The sequence below is a fragment of the Desulfospira joergensenii DSM 10085 genome, from assembly GCF_000420085.1.
GTDB classification, from domain to species: domain Bacteria; phylum Desulfobacterota; class Desulfobacteria; order Desulfobacterales; family Desulfobacteraceae; genus Desulfospira; species Desulfospira joergensenii.
In genome coordinates this window covers 1105705-1132430 of the sequence record NZ_ATUG01000003.1, presented here as the reverse complement: position 1 = coordinate 1132430, position 26726 = coordinate 1105705, and the positions used below count along the sequence as shown (strand labels likewise).

The following is a 26726-nucleotide window of genomic DNA, read 5'->3' as shown; positions in this document are numbered from 1 at the left end:
TGTGGAATTGATAGTAGCCCATGTTGGATGCCTACTTGAAAAATGTGCAAAATGCTGATTGTAGGTTGCTATAAATGTCTGATATCGATCAGATTTCAGGAAAATGGGATTTCATTTTCAGTTGGGGTTCAATTTGCCATTTGCGAATTGAACTACAACGAAAAACGATGATAGCTGTAAGTAAATTGTTAAAACCTGAAGGACGATTTTTATTTACCGGTGGAAAGGAAGCTGATGAGTGCACTGGAAAGGTAGGAGAATACACAGTTAATCATTACAGTATGGGTGAATCAGCATATGAGAAATTCCTTTCAGAGCAAGGTATGGACTTAATTAACGCAAGTTTCAGTGAAGTGGAAAAGTTAAGATCCTACCGGACAGTTTGAAATTGCCATAGGCATAGCCACCTCTCACTGGGGACCTTCCAATAATCCCCAGTGAGAGGTGGCGGTGATAAGCCTTCTCGGATATATTTTTAACGCCAATCAAAAATATGTCCAAAAGGAGAAGAGCATTATGACCGCCAAAAAGAAATTAGCACAGAAAAGACTGACTTTGCTACAGCTTGCTGAAAAATTGGGGAACGTATCCAAAGCCTGCCAGATGCACAAGGTATCTCGAAGCCAGTTCTACGAGTACAAAAGATCTTTCCAGGAGTATGGATTTGAAGGCTTGATTGACAGACCACCAATCCCAGGACCACACCCTAACGAAATTTCTGAAGACACCAAAAATCGCATCATTGCACTTTCATTGGAAAACCCTGCTTTCGGCCAGCAACGGATTGCTGATCAGCTCGCTCTTGAAGGCCTTGCTGTCTGTGCGACCACGATCCGCAATATCTGGAAAAAGGCTGGAATGGAGACAAAATACAAACGCCTCTTAAAGCTTGAAGAGTCGTTGTCTGAAGATTTTGAATTAACAGAGACCCAGATCCGCTTGCTGGAAAAGGCCAATCCTGAGTTCAAAGAACGGAATGTGGAAAGCCATTACTCTGGTTACCTGCTATGCCAGGATACGTTTTATGTCGGGCGACTCAAAGGCGTTGGCAGGGTATACCTACAAGCCGTTGTTGATACATATGGCAGCTTTGCTTTTGGTAAGTTATACACCAGTAAGCGCCCGGAAACAGCGGCGGATGTCCTGTATGACAGGGTTCTTCCTTTTTACGAAGAGAACGATATCTGTATTGAGAATATCCTTACAGACAACGGTACGGAATTCAAAGGGCGGCCAACGATCCATTTATACGAGATCTTCCTTGAACTCAATGATATCAATCACCGGAAAACAAAGGTGGCCAGTCCAAGGACGAACGGATTTGTGGAAAGATTCAACAGGACAATTTTGGACGAATTTTTCCGTACGGCTTTCCGGAAAAAGCTATATGAGTCCGTTTCCGCTTTACAGGAAGATCTCGACAAGTGGCTGCACTATTACAACTATGAACGGCCTCACCGGGGATACCGCAACCAGGGACGACGCCCATTTGAAACGTTTCAAATGGGGATAGAAATTAAAGGAAGAATGGAAAAGGAATCCGCCTAATAAAAAATAGGCGCCGAGAAGGCTGAGTGTACGGGAGGTATTTGACTTTTACAATCAGGAAAGTCAGTTTCCGGGCAGATACAATCCTTGCGCCACAAAGAACTTTTCCGGCATGGCAATGGCGGCCCACTTGACCTTGCTCATGCGCCAGTATTTCTTGCGGGCATTGCCGCAAAGCATGGCATCTGCGTGAGCTATTCCAAGTTTTTCCAGGTTGCGTACCCGGGTTTTCGCATTTTTCCAGTGTTTCCAGACAAGGCTCCGCAATCTCCTCATTACCCAGATCTTAAGCCCTTTGAGGAAGGCATTGGCTTCTGAAAGCCGGAAGTAATTCCACCATCCCCGGAAGAGCATGTTCAGATCCCGGATAACCTGCCAAAGATTCTTGCCCCGACTGCGACAAATCAATTCCCTGACCTTGTCTTTGAGGCGTTTCATACTTTTGGCATGGATACGGATCTTGGACTGTCCACACATTTGGAAATATGTAAACCCGAGAAATTTACGCAGCCATGGCCGGCTGACGGCGCTTTTGTCCTGGTTTACTTTGAGCCTGAGTTTCACTGTCAAAAATCTGGTGATACTCTGCTCAACCCGTACGGCTGCTTTCAGGCTTTTGAAATAGATCCTGAAATCATCGGCATATCGGACATATCTGTGTCCTCTTTTCTCCAGTTCCTTATCCAGCTCATCCAGAACGATGTTGGACAGCAGAGGAGAAAGCGGGCCTCCCTGGGGAGTTCCTTCTTCCGCATAAATCACGCACCCTTCGATCATGACGCCGGATTTCAGATATTGCCGTATCAGTTTTAAGACACGTTTATCCTCTATCCTTGAGGCGAGCCTGCTCATCAGGCGGTCGTGATTTACCCGGTCGAAGAATTTAGACAAGTCCATATCGACAACATAGGTGTATCCTTCCACCATGTATCTTTTACCCTGTATCAAGGCATCGTGGGCGGATCTGCCGGGCCTGAACCCATAGCTGAATTCAGAAAAGACAGGTTCCCAGATCTGTTCCAGGATTTGGGATACGGCTTGCTGGATACACCGGTCAAGCACTGTCGGGATGCCTAATAGGCGTACGCCGCCATCCGGTTTGGGAATCTCTTTCCTCCTTGCCGGAAGTGGCTGGTACATGCCTTTAAGCAGGGCCTGCTTGATCTTCGGCCAGTGCTTTTCCAGGTATTTCCCCAGTTGATCGGTTCTCATACCGTCAACACCGGGGGCTCCTTTATTGGCACACACCCGTTTCCAGGCCAGTGTCATGTTGTTGCGTTCAAGGATCATTTCCATTAACCGGTCACTTCTTCCCAGACGTTCGGCAAGCTGTGACGCTGGGAATATTTCCATCTGCTGTGGCTTTATATTCACAAGTACACACCTCCTAATTGTCATTATCATTTACCCGGGCCATTTGGGCCGGGCACCGTTCAGGCCTTCACCGGAGTGAGTCCTCCCCGTTTTTTAAGGGGCTCGTTTACACCGGCTACTATGCCTTCTGCTGACTTCTCCCATGCGGTCAGAACCGGTTGCCCGATTCTCAGCCTTTGCGGCACATGGGAGATCTCCCGGGGTAAACACATGTCTTTCAGTACGTGAATGCCGGGTTTACGGACACGCCTTAAGATGGATAGAGGACTTTACCTTGTTGTGCAGGCTCGTCCCGGCGTGTGCGCCTTATACCCGATTCCTGTTCGTCATCCCGTACCTTTGCGGTACCCTGCCGCAGCAGGGCGGCTTCCTCCCGAAGCACCGTCACCGGGGCCCCGTTGCCATGCCGCTACACCCTTCGCCTCCATCAGGCTGGGTCTAAGACTTGCCAAACGCACTAAAATTATTTACGGTTGACTCACTTTTAAGAACATGTGCCGTGCCCGGCACACACAAATCATTGAAGAGGGATTGGGGCAAAAAACGCGCCCCAACCCATTAATTCAAACGTTATGCTTCAGAAAGCGAAGAAATATGAAAACACATAGTATTCCTGATAAAACAGTTTTGATAGCAAGAGTCTTATCAATTTACCTGTTGATAACCGGATTGGGTTTCCTGATATCTGACGAATATTACAGTTCCATGATTGCGCATACAGGATCGGATCCAGTACTAATCAACCTCTCGGGAATGGTCCATTTCTTCATAGGGATGACTATTCTTGTGATTCACTTTTGCTGGAGGGGAGTGCTTCAAATTCTCGTGACAACATTGGGCGTGATGTTTTTTCTTAAAGGCACCTTCTTGATTGCCCTTCCACAACTAACACTGCAGACTGGAAATAACCCTTCGCAGGAAACATGGATCATGGCAGCCTTCTTTATCGCAGTTGGAACAGTTGTGGGTTACTTGGCCTATTTCCACAAAACAGATCGGTATAACCAGGCTAATTCAGCCGACGCGGAAAGGCGCGCGGCTGATTAGCGACGTTAAGTCAAAAATATGTATATCAGGTTTGAAACTAATATTTGTTTTCAGGGAACTCAATATAAGAAAGGAATATTCGCTGCGATGGGTGACCTAAAACGAATGAACAGAATGTCTAAAAAAGAGAAAATTTGGTATGTAAATACGGCGGACTGGTTTAATAAAAATTTGCCAAATCCATCATGCTTTGACTTACCAGTTCCCAATGATATAAAGTTTCGTGCAAAAAGTTGGTTTGTGTTTTCGAAGTCTGATTTTTTATCAAACTCAAAAGCGGTAGCCGAGCTTTTACAGAAGCATGTGTCTCTGGAGACCATCCGTTATACTGATAATCCAGGGCGGTAAGGTTTGCAGCACCTGGTGAATTATATGTGTACGTATGGTCCACATAGTCTGCATATGTTGCTGTGCATAGCTGGGCCAAAGTCCCGCCCAGAGAATGCCCTGTAACAGTGAGAACGTCATCTTTTGTGAGCTTTGGATCAGTACCAGAGGTCAGACTATCAAAGAACTCGGTCATTTTTTGGTATTGAATTTCTGGAACAAGGCCTTGTGCCAGGTTAACATTCTCTGCCAGATCATTTGGATTAGGAAAATTTGTCCCAGCGATGGAAAGAACTTTGCTGCCGTCTTCTTTTTCAATGAGAGTGGCCTGGAATCCTGTTCCTATATCATGATAGTGGGCCAGAATATTCTCCGCTTGGGCATTAGCTATTTCTTCGTATGTGTTTTTTTGTCGTCTTTTAAAGGTTCTCAAATTCCTAATAAATTATACTTGCCAGCTTGCCAAACTCCGCCCTCAACTTCCTCGAGTAGGTAATACGCAAATTGAGTATCTTTTGCATGGTCAAGTACCTGATCGTTTAATTCTTTAATCATGTCGTCCTCCGTTGAAGATGAAATTATGGATTGATTGTGTCTAATTCGAGATCTTCAATGTGAGAGTTTGAGTATAAACTATAGGATCTGTCATGCCAGGGCAGCCAGCTAAAAAAAGGAACATATAAAACCGGCTTATAGGAAAGGGTAACAAGGTTTCCCTGGGCAATAATCTCATTTGTATCCCTGTCGATAATAATTCTGGAATTAAATTTTATTGGAATTAACGGCAATCTTCTAACTTTAGGTGTTCTGACCGTATACCTAGCTTTGATCCTGTCTATTTTTTTGAATTGGATGTTATTTGATTTATCCAGCCAAAATCTGTAAATCCCCTTTTCTTTAACCAGTGAATACTCCCGAATTTCTGTCACTTCCATTTCCGCAAATTTGTTCTTATTGGAAAAAAACTCGTTTCTGAACATTCTCCTAGTTGAAGGACCGTATGTTCTATAAAAATTGTCGTAATGAATAGTATCGGCCATGACTTGGCGTTCAATGGTATTTCCGGACCAGAAAATGCTTGCCGGAACAAAGACGAACAAAAAACCTATCATTACATCCCAAATGGGTAATAAAAATAAAGCCGTCCCTGTGATAAAGGCTGCTTTTTTTTTCTTTTTGGAGAGCAGGAGAAGAAGTATAAGGCCGCTAAAAGCCCAGTAGGCGATGAAGATAAAGAAAACGACGATCATAATTCCTCCTCAGTCGAGAAATTCTATCGTTAAAATCGTAATTTTTCTAAGATCTTATGGTACACGCTTGCAATAAATAAAAAATCGTAATCCACGACTCTACGCTAACCGATCAGTTTTATATTGTCAATTAAAAATTCCATGATTTTAGGAAGTTTTTTCAATAAAATTTTGAAAAACGACAAGCAATTTCAGCCATACTCCAGATAATGCCCGTGTGAAATGAATCATACTGAGCTTGAATCTACCATCCAAAATCAGAGGTAAACGTGTCTATAATTTAGTCCAGATAGATCCGTTAATTTGTTGCTAATCATGCCGCAAGGTCTCTATTTTCGATTCAGCAGAAAGGGCTCGCCCGGAACAGAAACTCCCTTTGAGCCGACATCCTGAACGGATACTCATTTGGGTATTGTAATTGAGTGAAATGAAATGTACTAAGGGGAAACCGGTTTTAGGGTATATATCATACACTCAGGTAAAAGTTTTCAGAGTTGTGTCAATCGATCGGCGGAGTATTGTCTGGTTTGCATCTTTTTTTGCATGCAGCCATTTCTTTGTATAGTCTTTGTAGAATTTGCACACCGAAAATCCCTGACTTTAAAATGGGGCATAGACAAACGATTTGGGTATTGGACACTTCAATCGTTGATCTTTTCGTTTCCTGGTGCTCTGGACTCATTTTACATCCAGCAAGCGTGAAATAAAATTGCTTACATTACTCGAATCGATAAAGGATATACTGCTCTTCGTTTCAAGTCCGCCCTCCTTATTCAGTGACAGAAATTGCTGATAGATTTTTTATTGACATATTGCTTGCTGCAATAGTAAGGAATATTCGTCATCTACGAAAATATTGTTTCATCTGATTGTGTTCTGGAAACATACATTTTCCGTACTATTGCCCAAGGCGCAACCAGCTGCTAAGCCAAAAAGAGAGTGGGTATGAAAAAATTGTTTTGGATTTTATTGTTGCTGATTGTGGTTGGATCTTCTGCATAGGTTGATGTCTGGAACAACGGTAATTGGATGACCCTAATCGTTCATTCCTGGCACGCATAACATTTAGCTAAGAACGATGCAGGACTGGAAAGGTTAAAGGCATTTTCTGGTTCTGCGCTTTTATTGTGGGTGATCGGAATAAAATGAAGTGATGATATTGTTGCAACGTATAATCTGTTCCGGTTTTTTTGTTATCATGCTTTCCGGGCACGCCGGAGCACAAATGTTGTGTTTTAATGAAATCCTGCAAAAAGCCCTGGCCAATTCTTATGATCTGAGAATCGGCAGGCTTGAAATGGATATCACCAAGGAACGCTTAATAGAAACAAAATCCATTTATTATCCTGCACTTTCTCTGAATTTCACCAATGAATACAACCAGGATCTTGATATCAATAGTAACAATACAGTATCTGTTGGGGATTCGATCATTACAGGCAACGATTCCGGGTTTCAACATTCGGTTGTACTTTCCAGCCAGTACCTTTTATACGATTTCGGAAAGCGGGGCTTCAAGTACCAAAATGCGCAAAGAGATGTCACACTTGCCCAGAAAAATATTGAACAAAAACGGATCGATCTGAAAATAGAAATTCTTTCCCTTTATGGCACCGGACTCCGGCTTCAAAAAAAATAAATGTCTGGACAGATATGTTGAAATGTCGTCAACAAATTTACCAGCTTACTCGGAGGCTCGTGAGAGCCGGTACCAAAGGGAAACTGGAACAAGGGAATGCCGCTATTGCCATTGCAGAGGCTATTCAGGCAATAGAAACGTTGCAGCTTGAAATGGCTGATACTCTTGAAGGCCTCACTTTTTATACAGGGCAGTCCTATCAATTGGGTGACGTCCGGTTAATGGACTTGATCGTTAAGACCGGGGGGCTTGAAACAGTCGACATTTCAGAACTTCCGGCAGTGGCCGCGTATGATATCTCCATTGAACAAAAAAAGGCGGAAATCGAGATTGCCAAGCTTCACCTGGTAACAACGTTCAGCCTATATGGTTCTTACAATATGTATGGTAATGACCGGAACAGTATTCTTGACTCTTTTGAAAGTCTGGAAGAAAAGAATGCGGCAGGGATTGTGGTTAATGAATTATTATCAGAAAATCCTGGAAGTATCTTATATAAAGATTCGTTTCAAGTCGTTGTGCTACCTGCAAATTGAAAGAGAATCCATAGCTTGAGAGGAACCGGGCTTACTGTGCGGCCTTATAGCCTCACAGGAAAGCGGTGACTATGTCTATTAATGAACACCCCAACGCCTATGAAGAAAAACGGTGACTATTTGAAACAGTCGTGGCCTTGTCAGGATTCAATCTGATGTTCAATGGGTTTCAAAACCCGTGGATCAGCCGCCAGCCAGGGGACCGTAAAGGGTCAGGGTCACATCTTCTTCCAGAATCGTGTCCAAAGGAATCTTCCTGCTGTCCCGGGAGATCATGGGGACCAGCAGGGGATTGATGAACTGGGATGCCAGGATCTGGCGGACGGAAGAGCCGGGTTCAACTTGAATCTGAAAAGTCTTGCAGGAATTCCGGGGACATCCATGATAAGTATTGTCAAGTAAAAAATAAAACTCCCCTGCCCAACCCAAAGCCATCCATTCTTGGCGGTAAACCTGCTATCCTAAACCACTGAACACACTCGTCATGTATTGGGTCTTGATCTATTTCGTGTCAAAAAGAATAGGTTCTTTTGACCAGACATCCATTTGCAGCATCAAGTCACCTATGATCTGATGACCATCGCAGAAGTTTAAATTTGGGTAACCTGCCGGCCATGAAACACGTTACTGGAGTATCATGGTTTTAAACCAATCACTCAGTCCCCAGACTGCATGAAACGGCAGGAAGAACCATACATACGAACGCTTTTTTCCTGATCAATTATGCTGCCATTTCTGACTCCTTGATCTGGAATGCCTGCCCACTTTTATCCACGGCAAGCATGTAGGCAACCAACTTTCTGGCAACGGCCAGAGTCGCTCTATTCTTGTTGCCTCTGGCCAGCTCCTTTTGGTGAACTTCAGCCAATTGGGGGTTCCAAATAGGGGCCAGTTTGGCGGCCTCAATTAATATCGTTTGAATGTGTTTGTTCCTCTTTTTAGAAATTGGACCGCGGTACTCTTTGCCGGCGGATTCTTTTTGGGCGGCACAAAGTCCGCAATAGCTGATGCCTGGCGAATTGAATGAAACCGCTCAGGCTCACCTACTTCAAGAACCCAGGTCAACGCAGTAACTTCACCCACACCTCTAATTGATAATAGGCGTTCTACACGGCCTCGTATTAATGGGTCTCCCTTGATAGAGTGTACCAGCCTTTTTTGGATATCTGTAAATATTTCGAGGTTCGAACGGCTTAATTCGAGCATATTGATTACTGAATCAGGTACATGTTCCACGGTGTCTAAAAATTCAGAAAAATATTTTTCCCCATGTAGCCGCTTTTTATTATACTGGGCGCCAACCTCCATCAACAAACCTGAAATTTTGTTTTTTTCTTTTGTTGCCGTCCGGACGATATGGTTTCGATAGCGTAGTATTCTTCGAAGATCTCGAAGCTCTTGCGGCATCATATAGCATTCCGGCAACATATCCACCCTGAGCAGATCGGTAATCTTTTCAGCGTCTGATACATCATTCTTTTTCTTAGCAGCTGTGATGGCTTTCAACATTTCAGGATGCGCTACCTTGATGGATTGAGCATACGGTTTTAGAAAATCGTATATCCAAGCAGTGAATAATGTCGCCTCCATTGCGGCAGTCCACGGCTGGGGCAGATCCTCCAGCCAATTGCTAAGGGCTTTGCGGGTTGCCGGCAATTTCCCTTGTTTTATTACTATGCCGTTGAAGGTTTTGATGCAAAAAGCAATTATTTTTTTATGGATATCCATTCCGATGTAGTGCATACTCTCCATTGAAACCTCCTTGTGGTAATTGATTCTGGATGACTCTGTTATTCCAGCAGCATATATAAAAGCCATCATGCCGCAGGGAGGTTTCATTGTCTATATTTTACAATATCTTATGCATTTAAACATGATACCGTTTTTATAGCATAATTTTTCAATAAGAGTATAATTCCCCTCATAGCACGGATGAAAAGAATAGTAGTCCCAGGTTATCCTCATCACATTGTTCAAAGGGGTGTCCGATCCCTGGATATCTTTTTCAAGGGTCAAGACAGGATCGAATATTTCAATTTTTTAAAAAACCAAAGCGGCAGGTTCGGGCTGACCATTCTCGCCTATTGCCTAATGACAAACCATGTTCATCTTCTTGCTGTCCCTGAAAAAGAGGACAGCCTTGTGGGAACTGAAAAAAGAAAAATGGTCATGAATGCTTGGAAATAAAAAATAATACTTGTCCATGTTATGTGTATGTGTATAATAGGGGTATGCTGAATATTAAGGAGATCTATTTATGCAGACACAGTCAGAAACGCTAATTAGAAAACAGTTTTTTATTTCTCCAGAGAACATCAAAAAACTTAAAGCCTTAAGCTCAAGAGCAAAAGGGCGGTCTGCGGCTCAAATCGTCCGGGATGCTATAGACGCTTATGATCCTGATGGAGAGTTGGCCGAAGGCCAGGAACAAGAATTGTTAGCCATTGCCCACGCAAAGGTAAAGGAAGCAATCGCCAAAACTGAACAAACCATCCAAAAGCTTGATTCTTGCCTTGAAAATTTGTCTGCCGTGAAGGGGGGCTAAATAATGGCCAGCTGGAAAGAGCTTGTTTTAGACATCATAAGACTAACCGATACCGTTCAACGGCTTAATGATAGAACGGAAAAATTGACAGAGCAGACCAACGATATTGATAAACGGGTGGTCCGACTGGAAACCCTTGTGGAAGTGGTGAAAATTAAGCAGATTTCAAACAAAGAATAGGGGAGCGTCAATTATGGAATCGCATGCCCATTTTGCAGGGGAAAATTATCTATATTGAGTGCCCCCGGACCTACAATGAAAATCTTCAGAGAATTATTATGCAATTGCAAATATTCCAAGTTGATGCATTCACAGATAAGATATTCGGTGGAAATCCTGCTGCTGTGTGTCCTCTTCGATACTGGTTTGACCGGGAACAGGTTTCTCCTGGAGACGAAAAGCGGGTTCTCCATAAGTTGGAACAATTGCAGCCCGGGGCCTTAGACCGTTCACCAATTGTCCTCAAGGATGTGCTGGATATTTATCTGATGTCCAAGGACGCCCGGATGTTTGATTTGCCCGGGCGCGGATGGTATCCCGTCACAAGATAGGCCGTTCAACAGGCAAAAATCCACCTCATAAGGATCATGCACCAATGCCATTGGTCCTGGGCGCCTGATGCGGCATTTTTTTGCGAATGCGACGGCCCAGGACCTGGAAGCTAAATGTCAAGGTAATGCCGGGTCAGTCCTTGGACAGGATGATCCAGAACCCTGTGTCGTCGTCGATGATCCGGTATCGGTCCTGGCAGCCAAGCTGGGCAAACATCTGCTCAAACTTGCTGTGGCCGTCATCGCCTGTCTTTTTCTTGGCGTAGCAGTCCCAGGCGGGATCGACCTTGGCCATGCCCTTGATGACCTGGTTTTTGAGGTCAAGGCTGCCGAAGCCGCCGCCGATATAGGTGGCGCCCCCCGGGGCCAGGACCCGAAGCACCTCGGAAAAAGCGGATTTGAGGTCCTTCCAGAAAAACATGGAACCGCGGCTGACGATGAGATCAAACCGGCCGTCCTCAAAGGGCATCTTATGTACATCACCAAAGGCGGTCACCACCTGCTCGCCCAGGCCTGCCCGGCGGATGTTTTCTTCGGCGATCTCACCGGAGTCTCCGGAAAAGTCAAAGGCCGTCACCGTCATCCCGGGGGCGGCCTGGGCCACGGCCATGGCCAGCATGGCCGGGCCGGTGCCAAGATCCAGGCAGCGGCCCCGGCTGATGCCTGTGATGGACATGGCGTTCCCGGCGATAACCGGATAGATGGGCCGGAAAACGGTCTTGGCGATCCTGTTCATGGTTTGGGCGTTGTCCCGGTCAAAGACCAGGGTCCTTGTCCTTGTCCAATTGGTTTCCGTCATCTATCTGTCCTCCCAGGGAAATCTGAGCAGTTGCCCATGGTTGAAAGGTTGTCCGTAAAAGGTCGCATAAAAACGTTCCGCCTCTTTTTCGAGGTTAAAACAGAACCGGTCCGGGTGAAACCGGTTGGCCAGGGCCATAAGCCCCAGGACCCAGTCCGGATTGGTTGCGCCGCGAAACGGGGCGAGATGGAAGATCTTCCCGTTCCTGACTGCGGGCACGTCCAGATCTCTTTGCCTGCAAAAGGCAGCAAAATCCTCCCCAGGCCAGGCAATGCCGTCGGAAACCACGATGATTTCCGGGGCCATGGCCAGAAAATTTTCCTTGGAAATCATGATCCCCGGCCGGCCCTCCCGGGGGAGCCATTGGTTGGTCAAAAGGCCGCCGGCCTCTTTGGCCAGACGGGATTCCATCTTTTCCGGGAACATGGCGATCAGGGGATGGCCCAGGGAGTAGTAGACCCTGGGCCCTTCTGTCCCGGCCGCCCCCTCCCGGATGGCGGTCACCCGGGACCCCACGTATTCCCTGAACAGGGCGGCCCTGTCCTGTGTGTCCGTAAGGGATGCAAAGGCATCCACCGTGTTAAAGTAGGCTGTGATCCCGTTCAACCGCTGGTACAGGTCCTTTATCAGGTCGGTCCGGATCGCCTCGGCTATCACGGCATCCACCGCGCCTTTGTCCCGGACGCCCAGAACGCCCAGGATGGAACGGATCATGCTCATGGCGTTGACGGTTCTGTAACCGCCGAAGTACCCGGAGGTCCGCGGGAGGGTCTCTTCGTGAATTTTCCCTTTCAGAGGAAGGCGGTATCCGCATCGGCATTGGCCCTCAGGTCTATACTGGTATAAGTTGGAGCACATGGGACCGAAAAAACCTCTCTCCATTATGGCAGCGCCACAGTCCGGGCAGACGGAGTTGAGCCAGTCCGTGCCGGGGGTGTTGAATAGAAACACATGGTGCAAGTGCCGGCCCAGCCTTGTACAGAGGGCCTCGGCTTCTTTGACGGTGGGTTCGTCATTGGCGTCGGTTTTGCCAAAGGGCAGGAACCGCATGACCTGGAAGGGGATGTCCGGGGACAGGGATGAGACGAAACCTGCGGTCTCCTCCACCTGTTTTTCCTGTCCCTTCCTGAAAACAGCGGAAATCTCCAGGTGAATTCCATTTTGAAAAACAGTCTTTATGTTTCGGAAGATCGGGGCGGCATCCTGGATGCCACAGGCCCGGCAGACAGAAGGTGCGGTCCCCTTGATTCCGACATTCACAAAATCAAGGCAGGGGATCAGTTCCGAAAGGGCCCATTCGGTCAGATAACCGTTGGTGGCGCATCCGGCCAAAAGTCCCCGTTTCCGGGCCATGGTTGCCAGGCGCCTGAAGGTGAAAAAAGAGACCGTGGGCTCGTTAAAGCAGAACATCACCCCGATGCACCCGGTCTCTTCTGCCCGGTCCAGAACCTGGTCCGGCGTCATTTCCTGGAACTGGCCCCGGACGGCGCCTATATGGTCTGTCAGGACCTCTGAGACGCAGCCCGGGCAAATGAAGTTGCAGCCCACGGTACAGACCTGCAGGAAGGTTCCCCTGGGGTGATAGTGGACCATGGGCATGGCTTCGACGGCCGTATCCACGGCAGCCAGATACCGGTCCGGGAACCGCTCGCGGATGCCGTCTTCATCCGCCGTATACATGCCGCATCGACCGGTTCCCCGGAAATGAATCTCACACCTTTGTTCACAGATATTGCACTTCACGGGGGCCTCCTAAAACTTTAAGGTCATGCCGGCCAGAAAGTTGAACCCGGGCTCGGCGCCGTTGGTTTCGTAATAGTCCTTGTCCAGGAGGTTGGTGCCCAGCGCGAAGATTTCGGGCGCCACCTTACCCATCCTGGGCAGCTTTTGGGTCAGCTTAAGATTAACCAGAAAGTAATCGGGCAGTTCGGTCCACTCGTTGGTATCTGAGTTCTCCCAGTACTGGCGGCGGTTATAGGTGGTGTTCAGATCTGCGGTCAGGCCGAAGGCAAACCGATAGGCCAGGCCGAGGTTGATTCGGTGCCGGGGCCGGCCCTCCAGGTTGCGGCCGTTGTTGGACTTGTCCTCTGTGTTAAGCCAGGTATAGTTCATATAAAGGTCCATGGTATCGCAAACCGGCACGGACAGCCCCGCCTCTGCACCGTAGATCACGGCCTTGTTGATATTGACATAGGCCCTTTCACCCCCAATGGTGGTCATGTCGATGAGGTCGTCGATATCGTTGTAGAAAAAGGCCAGATTGCCCTCGATCTTATTGGGGAAGGCATGGGTGACACCCGCCTCGTAGGCCAGGGTCCGCTCGGGATTCAGGTCTGGATTGCCGCCCACAAGATCCGAGTATAGTTCCTTTAAGCTCGGAAATTTTGTCTTCCTGCCCACGGAGGCGTGGAGACTGGTGTCAGGGGTGATATCGTACACTGCCCCGATCTGGGGGTTCAGGGTGTCGGTCTGTCCCGGCGCCGGCGCAGAAGAGGTCTGGGTGGGTTCGAACACGTCCCAGCTTATGCCCACCACAATGGATAAGTTGTTAAGGAGGGAGAATTCGTCCTCCACGGCAAGGGTCCAGGTCCGGGCGGCATATTCTTCTTGGGGTGCCCACCCCACGCTGGCGCTCCCATGTGTGACAGCCCAGCAGTCATCGCTCAGGTAGTTGCCCTCCCTATGGTTGTCCTCCATGAAGTTGACACCCAGGCGGAGTGTGTTGGAGGGAATGAGATCCAGGGCCACCTGGAATTCTCCGCCCACGGAATCATCATCGTAAAAGCTTTGCTCAAACCATTTGCGCCCGCCGGTGGTGTGATTTTTATCCCAGCTTACGTCCGTGATGCCGTCCTCGTGGTTGACGTAGAAGACTCTCGATTTGACCTTGACCTTGTCGGTGAACCGATGTTCCCCGGCCAGGCTGATCTGCCACTGCTTCCAGTGATCGTAGGCCCAGTATCGGTTAAAAAAGGCGGGGATGCCCCTGTCGTTGTCCACGTAGTTAAAGGAGAGGTAGAGGCTGGACTCCCCGCCGGGATCGTATCCCACCTTCATGTTCAGGTTTTTTTTATTATAATGGCTCAAATCCCTGACCCCGCCGTCTTCGTTGAACTGGGTGCCAACCCCTGTTACCGGATTGTTGGGGTCGAAATCGTGGGAGAGCCTGTAACCGTCCGAGGTCTGGTATCCTGCGGACAGCCAGTAGTTGATTCGGCCGCTTTCGGTGAAAGTGCCGCCGTGGCTGGCTGCGTACCGGGCGGTGTCATAGTCGCCAAAGGCGGACGACACCAAGGTTTGAGGTGTTTTGGATCCTTTTTTGGTAATGATGTTGATCACCCCGCCCATGGTGTTGGAACCGTAAAGCACTGAGCTTGCCCCCTTGACGATGGTGATCTTGGAGATGGCATCGGCCGGGAGCATGGACAGGTCCACGGTGCCGAAGTAATTTTCCCGGGCCGGCACCCCGTCGATGAGGATTTTGACCTGCCGCTGCTCAAAACCGCGGATGTTGACATGGGCATCGCCTTTACCCCCGTACCGGACAAAGACACCGGGCAGGAACTCCAGGGCCTCGGCAGCGCTGGTCGCTCCCTTGGCTGCGATCTCCTCCATGGAGACCTCTGTGACGGTGGTGGCAAGGTTCACCGTGGTCTTTTCTCCTGTAATTACCACTTCGCCCAGGTTGAAAACCTGAGGCTCATTGGGGGTCGCATATCCCCCCGTCGTCATGAGCAAGAACAGTGCAGGCAGGCACATCCGCTTAAAAAATATCCGTTTCATCTTTTTTCCTTTTTTAGGGTTAAGGGTGTTGATCTTTGGAGCCGGGCGGCAGATGGGAGAGTATACGCCGGGCCTGGTCCCCGGTTAGATCGTAGTGGTAAAATTGCGCGTAATATCCGGTGAGTTCCTCGACCATGTCCAGATCCGGGAATTTTTCCGGGTGGAAGAGTTTGGCCAGGTAGAGGATGCAAAGAAATGACTCCGTGGAAAAATGGCTCCAGTAAAACTGCCCCTGGGGGGTCATAAAAACCCTTTGGTTTTGGACCGCAGCAATGTTTTTCAACCTGGGATCGGACAGGACCGGCTCCACAGAGGGCAGGGTGGACACCAGGATGATATCGGGATTCCAGAGAATCAGCTCCTCGGTGGATACGGAAACAAAATAGGCCGCCTCCTCGTGGGTGAGCATGGTGCCGCCCGCAGCGGTCACCAGCCAGTCTGCCGTGGCGTGGCGGGTCTGGGTTCCGGCTGGGCCGTTGACCTGGCCGCAGTACCAGAAGACTTTGGGGCACCGGTCTTTTGGGATTTCGGCGGTTACGGATAGCACGTCCCGGATCCGCCGGTCCGCATAGTCGCAATAGACCTCGGCCCTGGCAACGGCATCGCCGCCCAGGATCTTGCCGTAAAACCGGATCTGCCCGTACCAGTCCTTAAAGAAACCCTCCAGGGTGTGCTGGCGCCGGCTACCGTCATAAGGCACCACCACAGGCAGCCCGGCCGCGGTCATCTGGTTGATCTGTTTGGTAAAGGGATGGTAGATGACCAAGTCTGTTTTCAGGCGGAGCAGGGTCTCTACATCCGGGCTGCCATAGGTGGTCAGGACCGGAATCGCCCCAAGCCCGGGGTTAAGCACAAGGTTCCAGGGCAGGGTTACGTTGGCCACCATGGAGACCCGGTCGGTGGCGCCGAAAGCCAGGAGCTTTTCATAGCTGGGACCGAAGAGACAGGCGATGCGCCTGGGCGTTTCCGGGATGCGGACCCTCCGGCCGGACCGGTCCGTGATGGTCCTAAAGGCACTTTCACCGGCCAAAGCTTGTGCTCCCTGGACCTGAAGGATGGTGCCGAGCAGGACGATGGCAATGGCTGTCAGAGCAGCCAGAACGGCCGCTGCCCGAGGCAGCCAAAAGGATGAGAATCGGTGTTGCGTCATAGGGAGGCTCCTTGAATTATTCCCAGGGTTTCAATCGCCATGAAAGGGTAGCGAGGTTGGGGTCATCTGTCGTTCCATGCGCTGACCCGGTTTCGGATCAGAAGGAATCCAAAGCAGGGGGCGCCGATGAATGCGGTCAAAATGCCTACTGGGACTTCTCCTCCGGGCAGAATCCGGGCCGCCGTATCCATGATCAGCATGAAGATCCCGCCCAGAAGCCCTGTAACGGGTACCAGGCGTTGGTGTTCCGCCCCCACCAGCATCCTGGCCATGTGGGGGATTAAAAGTCCCACCCATCCGATGCTGCCGCAGGGGGCGGTGGCGGCGGACACCATGAGGGTGGCCAAAAAAATGTAGACGACCCTGCGTGCCGGCACGTTGATGCCAAGGGAGAGGGCCTCCTCATCCCCCAGGGCCATGGGGTTGAGGCCCCAGCTTAAAAACCGGCTGGCAATGAGACCTGCGGCCATCAGCCCCCCGCCGCCGGCCACGTCCCCCCAGGAGACGCTGTTGAAGCTGCCCATGGTCCAGAAGACAATGGCGGGAAGCTGCCCTAGGGGATCGGCTTTGCATTTGATATAAGAGAGCCCGGCCACGAAGAGGGAGGAGACGATGACCCCGGCCAGGACCAGGCTGGTGATGGACCGGTCCCCCCGTTTACCGATCTCGCAGGCCAGCTCCACGGCAATCAGCCCCCAGATAAAGGCCGATACCTGGACGGCCAGGGCGGATCCGGCAAAGAAGAGCAGTCCTATCCCCGCCCCGAAGTTGGCCCCGGAGGTGACCCCCAGGATGCCGGGGGAAACCAGGGGATTTTTGAACAACCCCTGGAACACGGCCCCGGAAACAGACAGGCCCGCCCCCACTAAGACCGCCATGACGATCCTGGGCATTCTCACGGACCAGAGGACAAGGGAAGGGGCGGAAAGATCCGCAGCCTTTTCCCCGAAGCCGGCGGCACAGAGAAAGAGCCTGCCCAGGGTGGGCAGGTCCACGGGATACTTGCCCGTGGACAGGGCCAGGGCCGTGGCACATCCGAGGATGACGATAAGAAAGGGGAACAAAGACCGTTGTTTTACCACCTCATCCCCCTTAAAACATGAGGGCCCCGGCGTCGTCCGTCCGGGGAGTGACCAGGTGCCTGCCGTTGACCTCATCCTGCACCACGACTTTTATCCCGTACACCGACTCCAGGGTCTTCTCCCGGAGAACCTCCCCAACAGGTCCGAGGCTGAGCACCCGCCCCTGCTTGAGCATCACGATTTCGTCGCAGTACCGGGAGGCGAGGTTGGGATCGTGGAGGGTAACCACTGTGGTGAGGCGCTTTTCCCGGGTCACTGCCCGGATCATATCCAGGATCAGGTGCTGGTTCCTGAAGTCCAGATGGGCAGTGGGCTCGTCCAGAAGCAGGACAGACGGGGACTGGAACATGGCCCGGGCCAGGAGAACGATCTGCCGCTCTCCGCCGCTAAGGGCATTGAACATACGGGGGGAAAGGTTAGGTACGCCGAGATCTTCAAGGGCCCGTTCCGCGCCGGTGTAATCTTTGCGGGAGGGCCGCTGCCACATGGAGAGCCCCGAGGCTTTGGCCATGACCACCATATCCCTGGCGGTAAAGGAAAAGGCTGCACCGGTCTGCTGGGGTACCACCGCCATCAGCCCGGCCAGAGTCTTTCTGACCATCCCGGTCACCGGCCGGCCGGCCAGGCTGACATGGCCCTTTTGGGGATGAAGGATCCCGTTCATGCACTTGAACAGGGTGGTCTTGCCTGAAGCGTTGGGACCAAGCAGTCCTGTCATTCTTCCCGGTTGAGCGGTAAACGAGACGTCTTTTAAAACCTGAACGGTGTCGTAATCAAAGTGGAGATGATGAACCTCCAATGTGGTCATGGTTTCCCCTTTTTAATTCTAAATCGTACAAAATTTTTAATTATGACGTTTTTAAACGTCATAATAGAGAAAAGGTGTACCTTTTATAGGTTTCTAATGTCAATAGTAATTTGAAAACGTCAAATATTAATTTTTGACAGAGGTGAACACGGTCAGGGGGAGCCGGTTTAGTTTAAGATCGCCAGAAGGAGAGCAGACCGGTTCAAATCCCCGATCTGAATGGCAAGTCCGCATGCCCTGACATGGACAAACGCCCCCAATCCACCGTCAAAAAACAAAAAACCCCGTTGAGCTTGATGCCTCAAGCAGATAGAGTGTTTGTACGACCCAAAACCTATCATCAACGGGGTGTAACAGATTATGACACAGGGCGGTTTACCATTCAGGTACGAGCAGGAAAAAACTGGCGGCGGCTCAACAGCATTGGGCGGTTTGCCGCTTTATCTTGATTTGGCAAAAGTAATTGGGTTGACCAAATCCATCCATAAATATTTAACCATAAAAAAGGTTCAATGCCATGAAATATAAAATAACACTTCTTTTTTTATTATTTTCATTGCTCTCATCTATCAACGTGATATGTAAAAATAATGAGAATAATATCCAAGTATTAGAACCAGTTGACTGGGAAATAATGCAATGTGGAAAATCAAAAATTGGACAAAAAGAAAAATGTACATTATTTATAATAAATGAAACTGATAAACCAATTCAGGGGTACTGGCTTTCGAATACGAACCTTTTGGGTAAGCCCAAATTTGCATTTATAGAGGCAAATCAATCAAAAAAATGGGACATTAAAGCAGACGAATACTGGGTATTCAGTGATTTAGCCAAGAATGCCTTAGGCGTTTATAAGACTTTGCCGGGTCAGTGTAAAATCATCATAAACGATTCAAATTTTGCAAATACCAGAAAACTTCCAACAAATATTAGAGACAAAACTATTCCCGGAACAATATCAGGTGGAACCATTATTAAAGAACAGACTGCATACGATGTAATTCAGTATGACATAAAAATGGAAATTTTCCCTGATAAAAAATATATAAAGGCCACAAACACCATCTCGGCAGTAGTTACAGACGAACTTTATAATTTTGTTTTTGATCTTGATACGTTACTTAAAGTAAAAAATGTATTCCTAGAAGAGGATACTACAAAAGTACCTCTGAACGCTAAATTTCAAAAAGAAAAATACTGGTGTAAACTTCCCCGGCACAGAAATAAGGGAGATACTCTTAAGATATGTGTGGAATATGAAGGGAACCCAAGGAGTGCAACTCATGCACCTTATCAGGGTGGTTTCTCGTGGCATAAAACTGAGAATTGTCAACATTGGATTGCTACCTCTTGTCAACTTGACGGGGCAGATCTATGGTTCCCTTGTAAAGACTACCAATGGGATGAGCCTGATTCTGTTAAACTATCTTTTACCGTACCAATTGGACTGAAAGCAATTTCAAATGGAGTACTTAAAGATACGGTTAATAACAATAACTTAACAACAACTTACTTCTGGGAAGTAAATAATCCAATAAATAATTATGCGATAGCTTTAAATATTGCTCCTTATATTCATTTAACAGATAACTATCTAAGTTTATACGGTGATACAATAAATATTTCTTATTGGGTGTTACCTGAAAATCTGAGTATCGCTAAGCAATTTTATCCAAATATTAAAAACTATTTGGATTTTATTGAAGCAACCATAGGCCCTTATCCTTTTAGAAAAGAAAAGCTGGGAATTGTTGAAGTTCCTTATGTTGGCATGGAACACCAGACAATAATTGCTTACGGGCCGAATTATACAACAAAATACCAGGGGTATAATTCTGTTTTATATCATGAATTATGTCATGAATGGTTTGGTAATATGATAACTGCTCATGATTGGAGCGATTTCTGGATACAAGAAGGGTTAACAGGTTATATGGAGGCTTTGTATGAAGAACATTTGAATGGAGAACAAGGTTATCAGAAGAAAATGGAAATTAAAAAAAAGAATATCAAGAATAAAAATCCTTTAGTCTTTGATTCAATTGTTAATTCGAGGAACGGATTTGACGGAGATTCATATAATAAAGGAATTTACCTTATGCATTCGTTACGTTACTTAATTGGAAAGGAAAACATAATTAAAGTTCTTCGAATAATGGCATATCCCAAAAAACAAATCGAATTAAAAACAAATGGAGGTCAATGTCGGTTTGCATCCACAAATGATTTTTTCAATATTGTGGAAGAGGTAAGTAATAAAAACTATGATTGGTTTAAAATGGTATATTTTAAGCATGCCGAAGTTCCTGCTTTAAAGATAAGTGAAAATAAAAATGGAATAATGTTAAAATGGCTTACGAAAGAAAATTTACCTTTTAAAATGCCTTTGGAAATAAGAACAAAAGATGGCATACAGAAGATTGATTTTGTAGAAAACATGGCAACAATAGATATAAAAAGGAATGAACTACTTGAGTTCGATCCTAATAGCTGGATTTTATTTAATATTATGAAATAAAATTGAGTGGTGATAATGTATAATCGGGTTTTTCCGACCCAATAATGCTGAAAGAAAAAAAGAAAAAATAAATACTGAAAGAAAATGGATATATTGTATGTTCATAATTCCCCCCTTTAAATTGAATGGCATTTTTTAAGAGAAAATTAAAACGTGAAAATTACTTTTTATTAGAGATAACCATTTACATCAAATAATACAAAAAGAAAAATTATATATCATTAAGGTGAACGATGGTGCATCTAAAAGCCGTTGGCTATGTCTATTAATGAACATCCCAACGCCTATGAATAAAAACGGTGACTACTTGAAACAGTCGTGGCCTTGTAAGGATTCAATCTGATGTTCAATGGGTTTCAAAACCCGGGGATCAACCGCCGGCCAGGGGACCGTAAAGGGTCAGGGTCACATCTTCTTCCAGAATCGTGTCCAAAGGAATCTTCCTGCTGTCCCGGGAAATCATGGGGACCAGCAGGGGATTGATGGACTGGGATGCCAGGACCCGGCGGATGGAAGAGCCGGGTTCAACCTGAATCTGAAAAGTCTCGGGTCTGGGATTGCCGGCATCCTTCAGGATGCAAAGCAGGCTTTCGGATAATTTTAATGTGATCGTGATCTTTTCCATGGATCCCCTTGCCGGGCTGTTTTTTCCTGCCCCGGACATCCCGGGGCAGGAAGGAAAATATCTACACTGCCAGACAATGCTTTTCCAGGGTTTCTCTGGTGGGAATCCCGTTCCCGTCCCAGCCCCGGGCTGCATAGTACTCATCCAGCATCTCGTCGATTACCTCAAGGCTCATGAGATGACCCTTATTGGGGCCGCTGGGGATGGGCTCCTTGTAAAACCTTGGGGGCGGATAATCGTATTTTCGTCCGAAATCCGGGATCTCCCTTTTGTTGAACATGCGGTTGAGGTGCCAGATTTTTTCCGACAGCCGGAGCAGGTCCTTTTGAAAGTCGAGTTTTCTGCCCGTGGCGTAATAATAGAGTTCTTCGTAGTATTCGGTTTCCAGTCCGATCTCCATATACTGGAGCCGGCAGGTGCCCAGGATGTCAAAGGCCGGCCGAAGATGCTGGGATTTGAGGACCAGGGGAACCACGTTTTCATGGGGAGCCTTGGGAATGGCGTCAAAGCTTGCCCCGCCTGAGATCAGGTCGTGGACATTGGCGTCCTTGTCCCCGCCCACGGCATTGGCCACGTCAGATCCCAGAACCCAGCACCGGCTGTGGTGGGCGCCCACGTCCGCCGTCATATAGCCCAGCATCATGCCCGGTGCGTTCCTGGATTCATATCCGGTCCATTCCAGGCCTTTGACGTGGATGGCGAATTCATGGCTGCCGCCCCCGATTTTCTCGGCCGCATCCCGGACCCCCAGGGCCAGGACATCGCCAATGCCTTCCCTCCGCGCAATGATCTCCAGAATATGGACAATGGAATCCAGATCTCCCCATTTGACGTCCATGCCCATATCTTCTTTTGAGATCAGTCCTTTTTCATAGCATTCCAGGGCAAAGCTGACCACGGCCCCTGCGGAACAGGTGTCAATCCCAAGCTCGTCGCAGACCCAGTTGGTGTGGGCAATGGCGTGGATGTCGGAGAGTTCGCAGTTGGATCCGAGCAGGGAAAGGGTTTCATATTCCGGCCCTTCCACGTAGACCTTGCCCAGCTTTGTCCTGGCCAGGCCGTATTTTCCGCAGGGAATGGGGCAGGCAAAGCATCCCTTGTCCGTGATCTTCAGCTCCTTGAGGATGGCTTTGCCGTTGATCCTGTCGGCATAATCGCAGTGGGAGGTCTTAAAATTCCGGGTGGGCAGGGCGCCCACATCGTTGCACCAATTGGTGATGCCGGCCGTGCCTTCCGGGGTCCAGCCGGTGAATCCGGGTTTTTCCCGGCAGGCGGCATAGGTCTCCTTGCCTTTTTTGAGCAGTCCTTTGGGGTCAAAGACCGGGATGCTTTTTCTACCTCTGACGGCAATGGCCTTGATGTTCTTGGACCCCAGAACGGCGCCGATGCCGATGCGCCCGGCCTGGCGGCCGAAATCATGGGAAATGCAGGCAAAGTTGACCCGCCGTTCTCCTGCCTCCCCGATGGTCAGAATCTGGAAGTCCTCCCCCAGTTCCTGTTTCAGGGCGATCTCCACCTGAGTGGATCCCTTGCCCCAGTAGGAAGCAGCCGGCCGGATTTCAACGGTATCATCATCGATAAAGATATAGGAAGGTTCTTTGGCCTTTCCCTTTAAGATGGTAACATCGTATCCGGCATATTTCATGTTAACCCCGAAATGCCCCCCCATGTTGCTGTCGCCGTATCCTCCCGTGGCAGGGGACTTGGTGGCAAAATGGGTCTTGCCCGAGGCCGGGAGAAAGAGTCCGCTCAAAGGGCCCATGGCAATGATGAACCGGTTTTCCGGGGCAAAGGGCTCCACACCCGGCGGGTTTTCATCATAGAGAATTTTGGAGGTAAAGCCCCGTCCGCCGATGAACTCGTCCACCCATTCGGGTTTCAGGGGTTCTTTTTCAATGGAGCCTGAATTTAGATCAATCCTGAGTGTATGGCCTGCGTATCCGTATAACATGGTTGTCTCCCCTTAATTAAATGTGAGTGCATCCCTGGGACACACTTCGGCGCATTGTTTGCAGTTGATGCATTTGTAGGGCAGACCGTCATCGCCCACCTTGACCAGATGGACCGGGCAGGCATCCACGCATTCAAGACAGCCGTCGCACAAGTTTCTGTCGATGCGGTAGGTATTTGCCTTGAGTTGGATGGCATCCAGGGGGCAGGCTTTGGCACATTCCCCGCATTGATCGCAGATATCCACAAAATACTTTCCCGGGACCGGGAACTTGCCGGAAACGGTTAAAAGGGCTTTTGAAGGATTGACAACCTTCAGGTTCTGCAAGGAACAGACCAGCTCGCAGGCTCTGCACCCCGAGCAGGTGGCATTGTTAAATTCAAGTCCCATGGCGACTCCTTGTGAAAAATGGATATTTTTATCTTGTTTCCCCTTTTGCATCCTAACAAGTGCCATGGCCATCGGTAAAACAGATTGTTTTCATGGGACAATATGAATCGGATTCATGATAGTTTCTTAAAAAGAGACGGGTTCGTCCCGGGTGGATTGGATCATGAGCCTGAGCTTATCGGCATGGGCGGTTTCTTCCCGGATGATTTTTTTCAGGCCGGCCAGGGTTTCGGCATCCTCTATAAAGGTCTCCAGAAATTCGTAAAAAAGAATGGTGTCGTTTTCAAACTCGATAAAAACAGCCAGCATCTGTCCGGAGGTTTTGATCCCGGAGAAGTCCACATCATCCAGGGAGAGGCTTTTTTCCCCCATCATTTCCCTGAGCACATCGGGCAGCATGACCTGGAGGTCTTCTGAATCCGGATCCTGTTTCTCTTTTAACTTGGAAAACCATTTGGAGTGGCAGTCTTCCTCATCGGCCATCCACTGGAGCAGGGATTTTAACTCCCTGTCTCCGATCTTTGCCTTGGCGCTCTGATAGATCTTTTTCCCGTTTTCTTCCATTTTTATTGCAATATCCAGCAGGTCATTGAGGGTGAACATAGGCCTTCCTTTGAATTAAAGATTTTATGCCTTTTATTAAAGCCTTCCAAAGGCACTTTGTCCAGCAGAAAAAAGCGTTCCGAAAAAGGCCCGGGAGAGATAAAGATTGAAAAATAAATCAAGTTTTTAAGGAATGACTTATAAATAAATGATTTACAAACTTTGTTGCGTGCTTAACTTTTCAACAGGATAAAAGCATTCACTGTTAAAAAAGTCCGTGATCGGGCTTGTATCTGTAGATGATAAAATTTCATAAAATGGGGCTTGTCCCCCGGAGGTGATAAATGACAAGTGTAAACAGAGAAGAACAGGGCCTGGCCCTGGACCCGGAAGGCTATTTGATTGATTTCAATGACTGGACCGAACAGGTGGCCTGCGATATGGCCGACCGGGAAGGGGTTTCCCGGGAATGTCCCCTGGATAAAGAACGCATGGATATTCTTAAATTCATGAGAGAGTATTACACCAAGTTCGAGGCCTTTCCCATTTTAAGGGCGATCTGCAAGAACGTGGGCCAGGAAAGAACCTGTAACTATCACCAGTTCCCGGATCCCATTGTGGCCTGGAAAATCGCAGGGCTTCCCAAACCGACACCCGAGGTGTTTGCCAAGATCAAGACGGTGGCCTGAACCGGGTATCCGGTTGACCGGCCTATTTCCATGGGATTTGTAAACCCCAAGGGTGCAAAAAACAGAAAGGTTTCATATCCGAGACACTCAGGGACGAAGCTCTATTCATCTATCGTAAAACCCTGATAGCGCTGGAAATGGAGCCTTTGTGAATTTTCCCGGAGGGTAAACATTTAGAGGGAAAAAGATGGGTTTCCAGAACCCTTTTCGGGTGAAGTCCTGGGTTGCATGTATTTTTTATATGTTGTTCCGCGAATTCAAATATTTTCATTTTTTTCTCAAATTTTCATGCAGCCTTGGGGTAGACTATTGTTTTGATCCTGCCTTTCTGTCCCTCGATCTGAAACGGTCTCCCATGGGAATATCACAATATTCATTGGGTTGCAGCATGGCCCGGTTTTGAAAACTATTCAAAATAAAAGGCCCCTATTCATTTTGTGAACCCTTTTATTCTGCTATAATCCGGGCAGAAAAATCAATTGCAGGGAACAATCTAAGCTTATTATCGTATCGTAAATCAGAAAATCAAAGGAAATCCCCATGGAACTTGAAAAAGATTCTTACGAGGCGATTTTGAAAAATCTTCATGACGGTCTTTATTTTGTGGACAGAAATAGAATGATAACCTATTGGAACAAGGCCGCAGAGAGGATATCCGGTTTTACTGCCGAAGAGGTTGTTGGTAAGTCCTGTTCTGATAATCTGCTTACCCATGTCAACAAAGAGGGCAAAAGTCTTTGTAAAGAGATGTGCCCCCTTGCGGCAACGATCAGGGACGGAAAACCTCGGGAAGCCAATTTGTTCATGCACAATAAAAACGGCCATAGAATTCCGGTTTCAATCCGGGTCAGCACAATAGCAGATAAATTCGGCAATATACTCGGTGGGATAGAATTGTTCACCGATATCAGCAATCAAAAAGCCAATGAATTGAGGGTCAAGGAGCTGGAGAAACTGGCATTCATAGACAAACTGACCCAATTGGTCAACAGAAGGTATGCGGAAAAAAGCCTTCTCAACCGGTTCGAAGAATTTAAAAATTTAAAAATTCCATTTGGTATTTTGTTCATGGATATTGACCATTTTAAGGATTTCAACGATTCCTACGGTCATGAACTTGGTGATCATGTTTTGAAATATGTGGCAACCACTTTTATCTCCAATTCAAGGCCCTTTGATCTATATGGGCGTTGGGGAGGAGAAGAGTTTATCGGTATTATCCGCAATATAAACAAAGAGGATCTCAGATTATTGGGGGAAAGAGTTCGTAGTCTGGTAGAAAATTCATATATTGAGCATGAAAATGAAAAACTGAATGTGACAATTTCAATCGGCGCCGCTATGGCACAAAAAAACGACACCCGTGATACTCTGTTAAAAAGGGCGGATGTTCTTTTATATAAAAGTAAATCTTCGGGAAGAAATTGTTTAACGGTGGAGTAAGTTGAAATTTTTAAGACGGCTTTTCACCCTATACCGGGACAAAGCGGTTTTTGAAAAACGGGCATCCCCGATGATGATTGCCTTTTCTTACGCAGTCAAATAAGGTATCTATGAGGCTGGAAAAA

The 26726-nt window shown here is 47.9% G+C and carries 26 protein-coding genes and 1 pseudogene; 10 read left to right on the top strand and 17 right to left on the bottom strand.

Annotated features, from left to right (window positions below; translation table 11 throughout):
* Positions 1–74 precede the first annotated feature (74 nt).
* The gene (locus tag F608_RS0129420; protein ID WP_022669348.1) at positions 75–386 is read left to right on the top strand and encodes a class I SAM-dependent methyltransferase; all 312 of its coding nucleotides are present in this window, start codon (positions 75–77) and stop codon (positions 384–386) included.
* Between the two features lie 130 nt (positions 387–516).
* A complete protein-coding gene (locus F608_RS0129415; RefSeq protein WP_022663638.1) occupies positions 517–1548 on the top strand; it encodes an IS481 family transposase in 1032 nt (343 codons plus the stop codon).
* A 63-nt stretch (positions 1549–1611) separates the two neighbouring features.
* Here F608_RS0129415 and ltrA read toward each other — a convergent pair whose 3' ends face one another.
* Positions 1612–2922, bottom strand: a complete 1311-nt coding sequence (gene ltrA, locus F608_RS0129410; protein ID WP_244154353.1) for a group II intron reverse transcriptase/maturase — start codon at positions 2920–2922, stop codon at positions 1612–1614.
* Between the two features lie 594 nt (positions 2923–3516).
* Between ltrA and F608_RS0129405 the strand changes: the two genes are divergently transcribed.
* Positions 3517–3969: a hypothetical protein gene (locus F608_RS0129405; protein WP_022669346.1), complete on the top strand. Its 453-nt coding sequence runs from the start codon at positions 3517–3519 to the stop codon at positions 3967–3969.
* Between the two features lie 160 nt (positions 3970–4129).
* On the opposite strand, the gene F608_RS35490 is transcribed toward F608_RS0129405, so the two are convergent.
* From F608_RS35490 to F608_RS0129390, 3 genes are read right to left on the bottom strand one after another with little or no spacing between them, the layout of a single operon-like run.
* Entirely contained in the window at positions 4130–4729 is a 600-nt protein-coding gene (locus tag F608_RS35490) for a Tle-like phospholipase domain-containing protein (protein ID WP_022669345.1), read from the bottom strand.
* A complete protein-coding gene (locus F608_RS37245; protein ID WP_022669344.1) occupies positions 4726–4851 on the bottom strand; it encodes a hypothetical protein in 126 nt (41 codons plus the stop codon). Before F608_RS37245 ends, F608_RS35490 begins: the two co-directional genes overlap by 4 nt.
* Positions 4852–4874: 23 nt before the next feature.
* Positions 4875–5546, bottom strand: coding sequence for a hypothetical protein (locus tag F608_RS0129390; protein ID WP_022669343.1), 672 nt, complete (start codon positions 5544–5546; stop codon positions 4875–4877).
* A 1150-nt stretch (positions 5547–6696) separates the two neighbouring features.
* Here F608_RS0129390 and F608_RS0129385 point away from each other — a divergent pair.
* Together F608_RS0129385 and F608_RS0129380 are read left to right on the top strand one after the other, a co-directional pair.
* Positions 6697–7185 (top strand): TolC family protein, encoded by a 489-nt coding sequence (locus F608_RS0129385; protein WP_153307631.1) that lies wholly within the window; start codon positions 6697–6699, stop codon positions 7183–7185.
* Positions 7186–7244: 59 nt separating this feature from the next.
* Positions 7245–7721, top strand: a complete 477-nt coding sequence (locus tag F608_RS0129380) for a hypothetical protein (RefSeq protein ID WP_153307630.1) — start codon at positions 7245–7247, stop codon at positions 7719–7721.
* A gap of 183 nt (positions 7722–7904) precedes the next feature.
* Here F608_RS0129380 and F608_RS0129375 read toward each other — a convergent pair whose 3' ends face one another.
* From F608_RS0129375 to F608_RS34240, 3 genes and pseudogenes are all read right to left on the bottom strand, one after another.
* Positions 7905–8156 carry a hypothetical protein gene (locus F608_RS0129375; protein ID WP_022669340.1) on the bottom strand — a complete coding sequence of 84 codons (252 nt, stop codon included), beginning with the start codon at positions 8154–8156 and terminating at the stop codon, positions 7905–7907.
* A gap of 286 nt (positions 8157–8442) precedes the next feature.
* Positions 8443–8589 (bottom strand): hypothetical protein, encoded by a 147-nt coding sequence (locus F608_RS37060; protein ID WP_244154286.1) that lies wholly within the window; start codon positions 8587–8589, stop codon positions 8443–8445.
* A gap of 45 nt (positions 8590–8634) precedes the next feature.
* Positions 8635–9449, bottom strand: a pseudogene (locus F608_RS34240) (IS110 family RNA-guided transposase); the annotation flags it as partial.
* A gap of 529 nt (positions 9450–9978) precedes the next feature.
* On the opposite strand from F608_RS34240, the gene F608_RS0129360 reads away from it, so the two are divergent.
* Positions 9979–10266 carry a hypothetical protein gene (locus F608_RS0129360; protein WP_022669338.1) on the top strand — a complete coding sequence of 96 codons (288 nt, stop codon included), beginning with the start codon at positions 9979–9981 and terminating at the stop codon, positions 10264–10266.
* A 3-nt stretch (positions 10267–10269) separates the two neighbouring features.
* Positions 10270–10446: a hypothetical protein gene (locus tag F608_RS36430; RefSeq protein WP_022669337.1), complete on the top strand. Its 177-nt coding sequence runs from the start codon at positions 10270–10272 to the stop codon at positions 10444–10446.
* 504 nt (positions 10447–10950) lie between these two features.
* On the opposite strand, the gene F608_RS0129345 is transcribed toward F608_RS36430, so the two are convergent.
* The 6 genes from F608_RS0129345 to F608_RS33915 all read right to left on the bottom strand — a co-directional run bounded on the left by F608_RS0129345 (position 10951) and on the right by F608_RS33915 (position 18439).
* Positions 10951–11616: a class I SAM-dependent methyltransferase gene (locus tag F608_RS0129345; RefSeq protein WP_022669335.1), complete on the bottom strand. Its 666-nt coding sequence runs from the start codon at positions 11614–11616 to the stop codon at positions 10951–10953.
* Entirely contained in the window at positions 11617–13359 is a 1743-nt protein-coding gene (locus F608_RS33925) for a radical SAM protein (protein WP_022669334.1), read from the bottom strand.
* A gap of 9 nt (positions 13360–13368) precedes the next feature.
* Positions 13369–15399, bottom strand: a complete 2031-nt coding sequence (locus tag F608_RS0129335; protein WP_022669333.1) for a TonB-dependent receptor plug domain-containing protein — start codon at positions 15397–15399, stop codon at positions 13369–13371.
* Positions 15400–15418: 19 nt separating this feature from the next.
* The gene (locus tag F608_RS0129330; RefSeq protein WP_022669332.1) at positions 15419–16549 is read right to left on the bottom strand and encodes an ABC transporter substrate-binding protein; all 1131 of its coding nucleotides are present in this window, start codon (positions 16547–16549) and stop codon (positions 15419–15421) included.
* A gap of 62 nt (positions 16550–16611) precedes the next feature.
* On the bottom strand, positions 16612–17631 hold the full coding sequence (locus tag F608_RS33920) for a FecCD family ABC transporter permease (RefSeq protein ID WP_022669331.1): 1020 nt from the start codon (positions 17629–17631) through the stop codon (positions 16612–16614).
* A 10-nt stretch (positions 17632–17641) separates the two neighbouring features.
* Entirely contained in the window at positions 17642–18439 is a 798-nt protein-coding gene (locus tag F608_RS33915) for an ABC transporter ATP-binding protein (RefSeq protein WP_022669330.1), read from the bottom strand.
* 517 nt (positions 18440–18956) lie between these two features.
* Between F608_RS33915 and F608_RS33910 the strand changes: the two genes are divergently transcribed.
* The gene (locus F608_RS33910; RefSeq protein ID WP_022669326.1) at positions 18957–20960 is read left to right on the top strand and encodes a M1 family metallopeptidase; all 2004 of its coding nucleotides are present in this window, start codon (positions 18957–18959) and stop codon (positions 20958–20960) included.
* Between the two features lie 370 nt (positions 20961–21330).
* Here the strand turns inward: F608_RS33910 and F608_RS0129310 are convergent, their stop codons facing one another.
* The 4 genes from F608_RS0129310 to F608_RS0129295 form a co-directional block, all read right to left on the bottom strand.
* Positions 21331–21585, bottom strand: a complete 255-nt coding sequence (locus F608_RS0129310) for a hypothetical protein (RefSeq protein ID WP_153307629.1) — start codon at positions 21583–21585, stop codon at positions 21331–21333.
* 61 nt (positions 21586–21646) lie between these two features.
* Positions 21647–23536 carry an aldehyde ferredoxin oxidoreductase family protein gene (locus F608_RS0129305; RefSeq protein ID WP_022669324.1) on the bottom strand — a complete coding sequence of 630 codons (1890 nt, stop codon included), beginning with the start codon at positions 23534–23536 and terminating at the stop codon, positions 21647–21649.
* 12 nt (positions 23537–23548) lie between these two features.
* A complete protein-coding gene (locus F608_RS0129300) occupies positions 23549–23926 on the bottom strand; it encodes a 4Fe-4S binding protein (protein ID WP_022669323.1) in 378 nt (125 codons plus the stop codon).
* 126 nt (positions 23927–24052) lie between these two features.
* A complete protein-coding gene (locus F608_RS0129295) occupies positions 24053–24529 on the bottom strand; it encodes a ferritin family protein (protein ID WP_022669322.1) in 477 nt (158 codons plus the stop codon).
* A 284-nt stretch (positions 24530–24813) separates the two neighbouring features.
* Here F608_RS0129295 and F608_RS0129290 point away from each other — a divergent pair, with 284 nt between their 5' ends.
* Positions 24814–25158 (top strand): TusE/DsrC/DsvC family sulfur relay protein, encoded by a 345-nt coding sequence (locus tag F608_RS0129290; RefSeq protein WP_022669321.1) that lies wholly within the window; start codon positions 24814–24816, stop codon positions 25156–25158.
* A gap of 540 nt (positions 25159–25698) precedes the next feature.
* Positions 25699–26601, top strand: coding sequence for a sensor domain-containing diguanylate cyclase (locus F608_RS0129280; protein WP_022669318.1), 903 nt, complete (start codon positions 25699–25701; stop codon positions 26599–26601).
* The last annotated feature ends 125 nt before the right edge of the window (positions 26602–26726 follow it).

Excerpts from the sequence above, each read along its gene's own strand:
- F608_RS0129420 (WP_022669348.1), top strand. The coding sequence starts at position 75 with ATGTCTGATATCGATCAGATTTCAGGAAAATGGGATTTCATTTTCAGT.
- F608_RS0129415 (WP_022663638.1), top strand. The coding sequence starts at position 517 with ATGACCGCCAAAAAGAAATTAGCACAGAAAAGACTGACTTTGCTACAG.
- F608_RS0129405 (WP_022669346.1), top strand. The coding sequence starts at position 3,517 with ATGAAAACACATAGTATTCCTGATAAAACAGTTTTGATAGCAAGAGTC.
- F608_RS37245 (WP_022669344.1), bottom strand. The coding sequence starts at position 4,851 with ATGATTAAAGAATTAAACGATCAGGTACTTGACCATGCAAAAGATACT.
- F608_RS0129390 (WP_022669343.1), bottom strand. The coding sequence starts at position 5,546 with ATGATCGTCGTTTTCTTTATCTTCATCGCCTACTGGGCTTTTAGCGGC.
- F608_RS0129375 (WP_022669340.1), bottom strand. The coding sequence starts at position 8,156 with ATGGCTTTGGGTTGGGCAGGGGAGTTTTATTTTTTACTTGACAATACT.
- F608_RS0129360 (WP_022669338.1), top strand. The coding sequence starts at position 9,979 with ATGCAGACACAGTCAGAAACGCTAATTAGAAAACAGTTTTTTATTTCT.
- F608_RS36430 (WP_022669337.1), top strand. The coding sequence starts at position 10,270 with ATGGCCAGCTGGAAAGAGCTTGTTTTAGACATCATAAGACTAACCGAT.
- F608_RS0129345 (WP_022669335.1), bottom strand. The coding sequence starts at position 11,616 with ATGACGGAAACCAATTGGACAAGGACAAGGACCCTGGTCTTTGACCGG.
- F608_RS0129335 (WP_022669333.1), bottom strand. The coding sequence starts at position 15,399 with ATGAAACGGATATTTTTTAAGCGGATGTGCCTGCCTGCACTGTTCTTG.
- F608_RS0129330 (WP_022669332.1), bottom strand. The coding sequence starts at position 16,549 with ATGACGCAACACCGATTCTCATCCTTTTGGCTGCCTCGGGCAGCGGCC.
- F608_RS33915 (WP_022669330.1), bottom strand. The coding sequence starts at position 18,439 with ATGACCACATTGGAGGTTCATCATCTCCACTTTGATTACGACACCGTT.
- F608_RS33910 (WP_022669326.1), top strand. The coding sequence starts at position 18,957 with ATGAAATATAAAATAACACTTCTTTTTTTATTATTTTCATTGCTCTCA.
- F608_RS0129310 (WP_153307629.1), bottom strand. The coding sequence starts at position 21,585 with ATGGAAAAGATCACGATCACATTAAAATTATCCGAAAGCCTGCTTTGC.
- F608_RS0129305 (WP_022669324.1), bottom strand. The coding sequence starts at position 23,536 with ATGTTATACGGATACGCAGGCCATACACTCAGGATTGATCTAAATTCA.
- F608_RS0129300 (WP_022669323.1), bottom strand. The coding sequence starts at position 23,926 with ATGGGACTTGAATTTAACAATGCCACCTGCTCGGGGTGCAGAGCCTGC.
- F608_RS0129295 (WP_022669322.1), bottom strand. The coding sequence starts at position 24,529 with ATGTTCACCCTCAATGACCTGCTGGATATTGCAATAAAAATGGAAGAA.
- F608_RS0129290 (WP_022669321.1), top strand. The coding sequence starts at position 24,814 with ATGACAAGTGTAAACAGAGAAGAACAGGGCCTGGCCCTGGACCCGGAA.
- F608_RS0129280 (WP_022669318.1), top strand. The coding sequence starts at position 25,699 with ATGGAACTTGAAAAAGATTCTTACGAGGCGATTTTGAAAAATCTTCAT.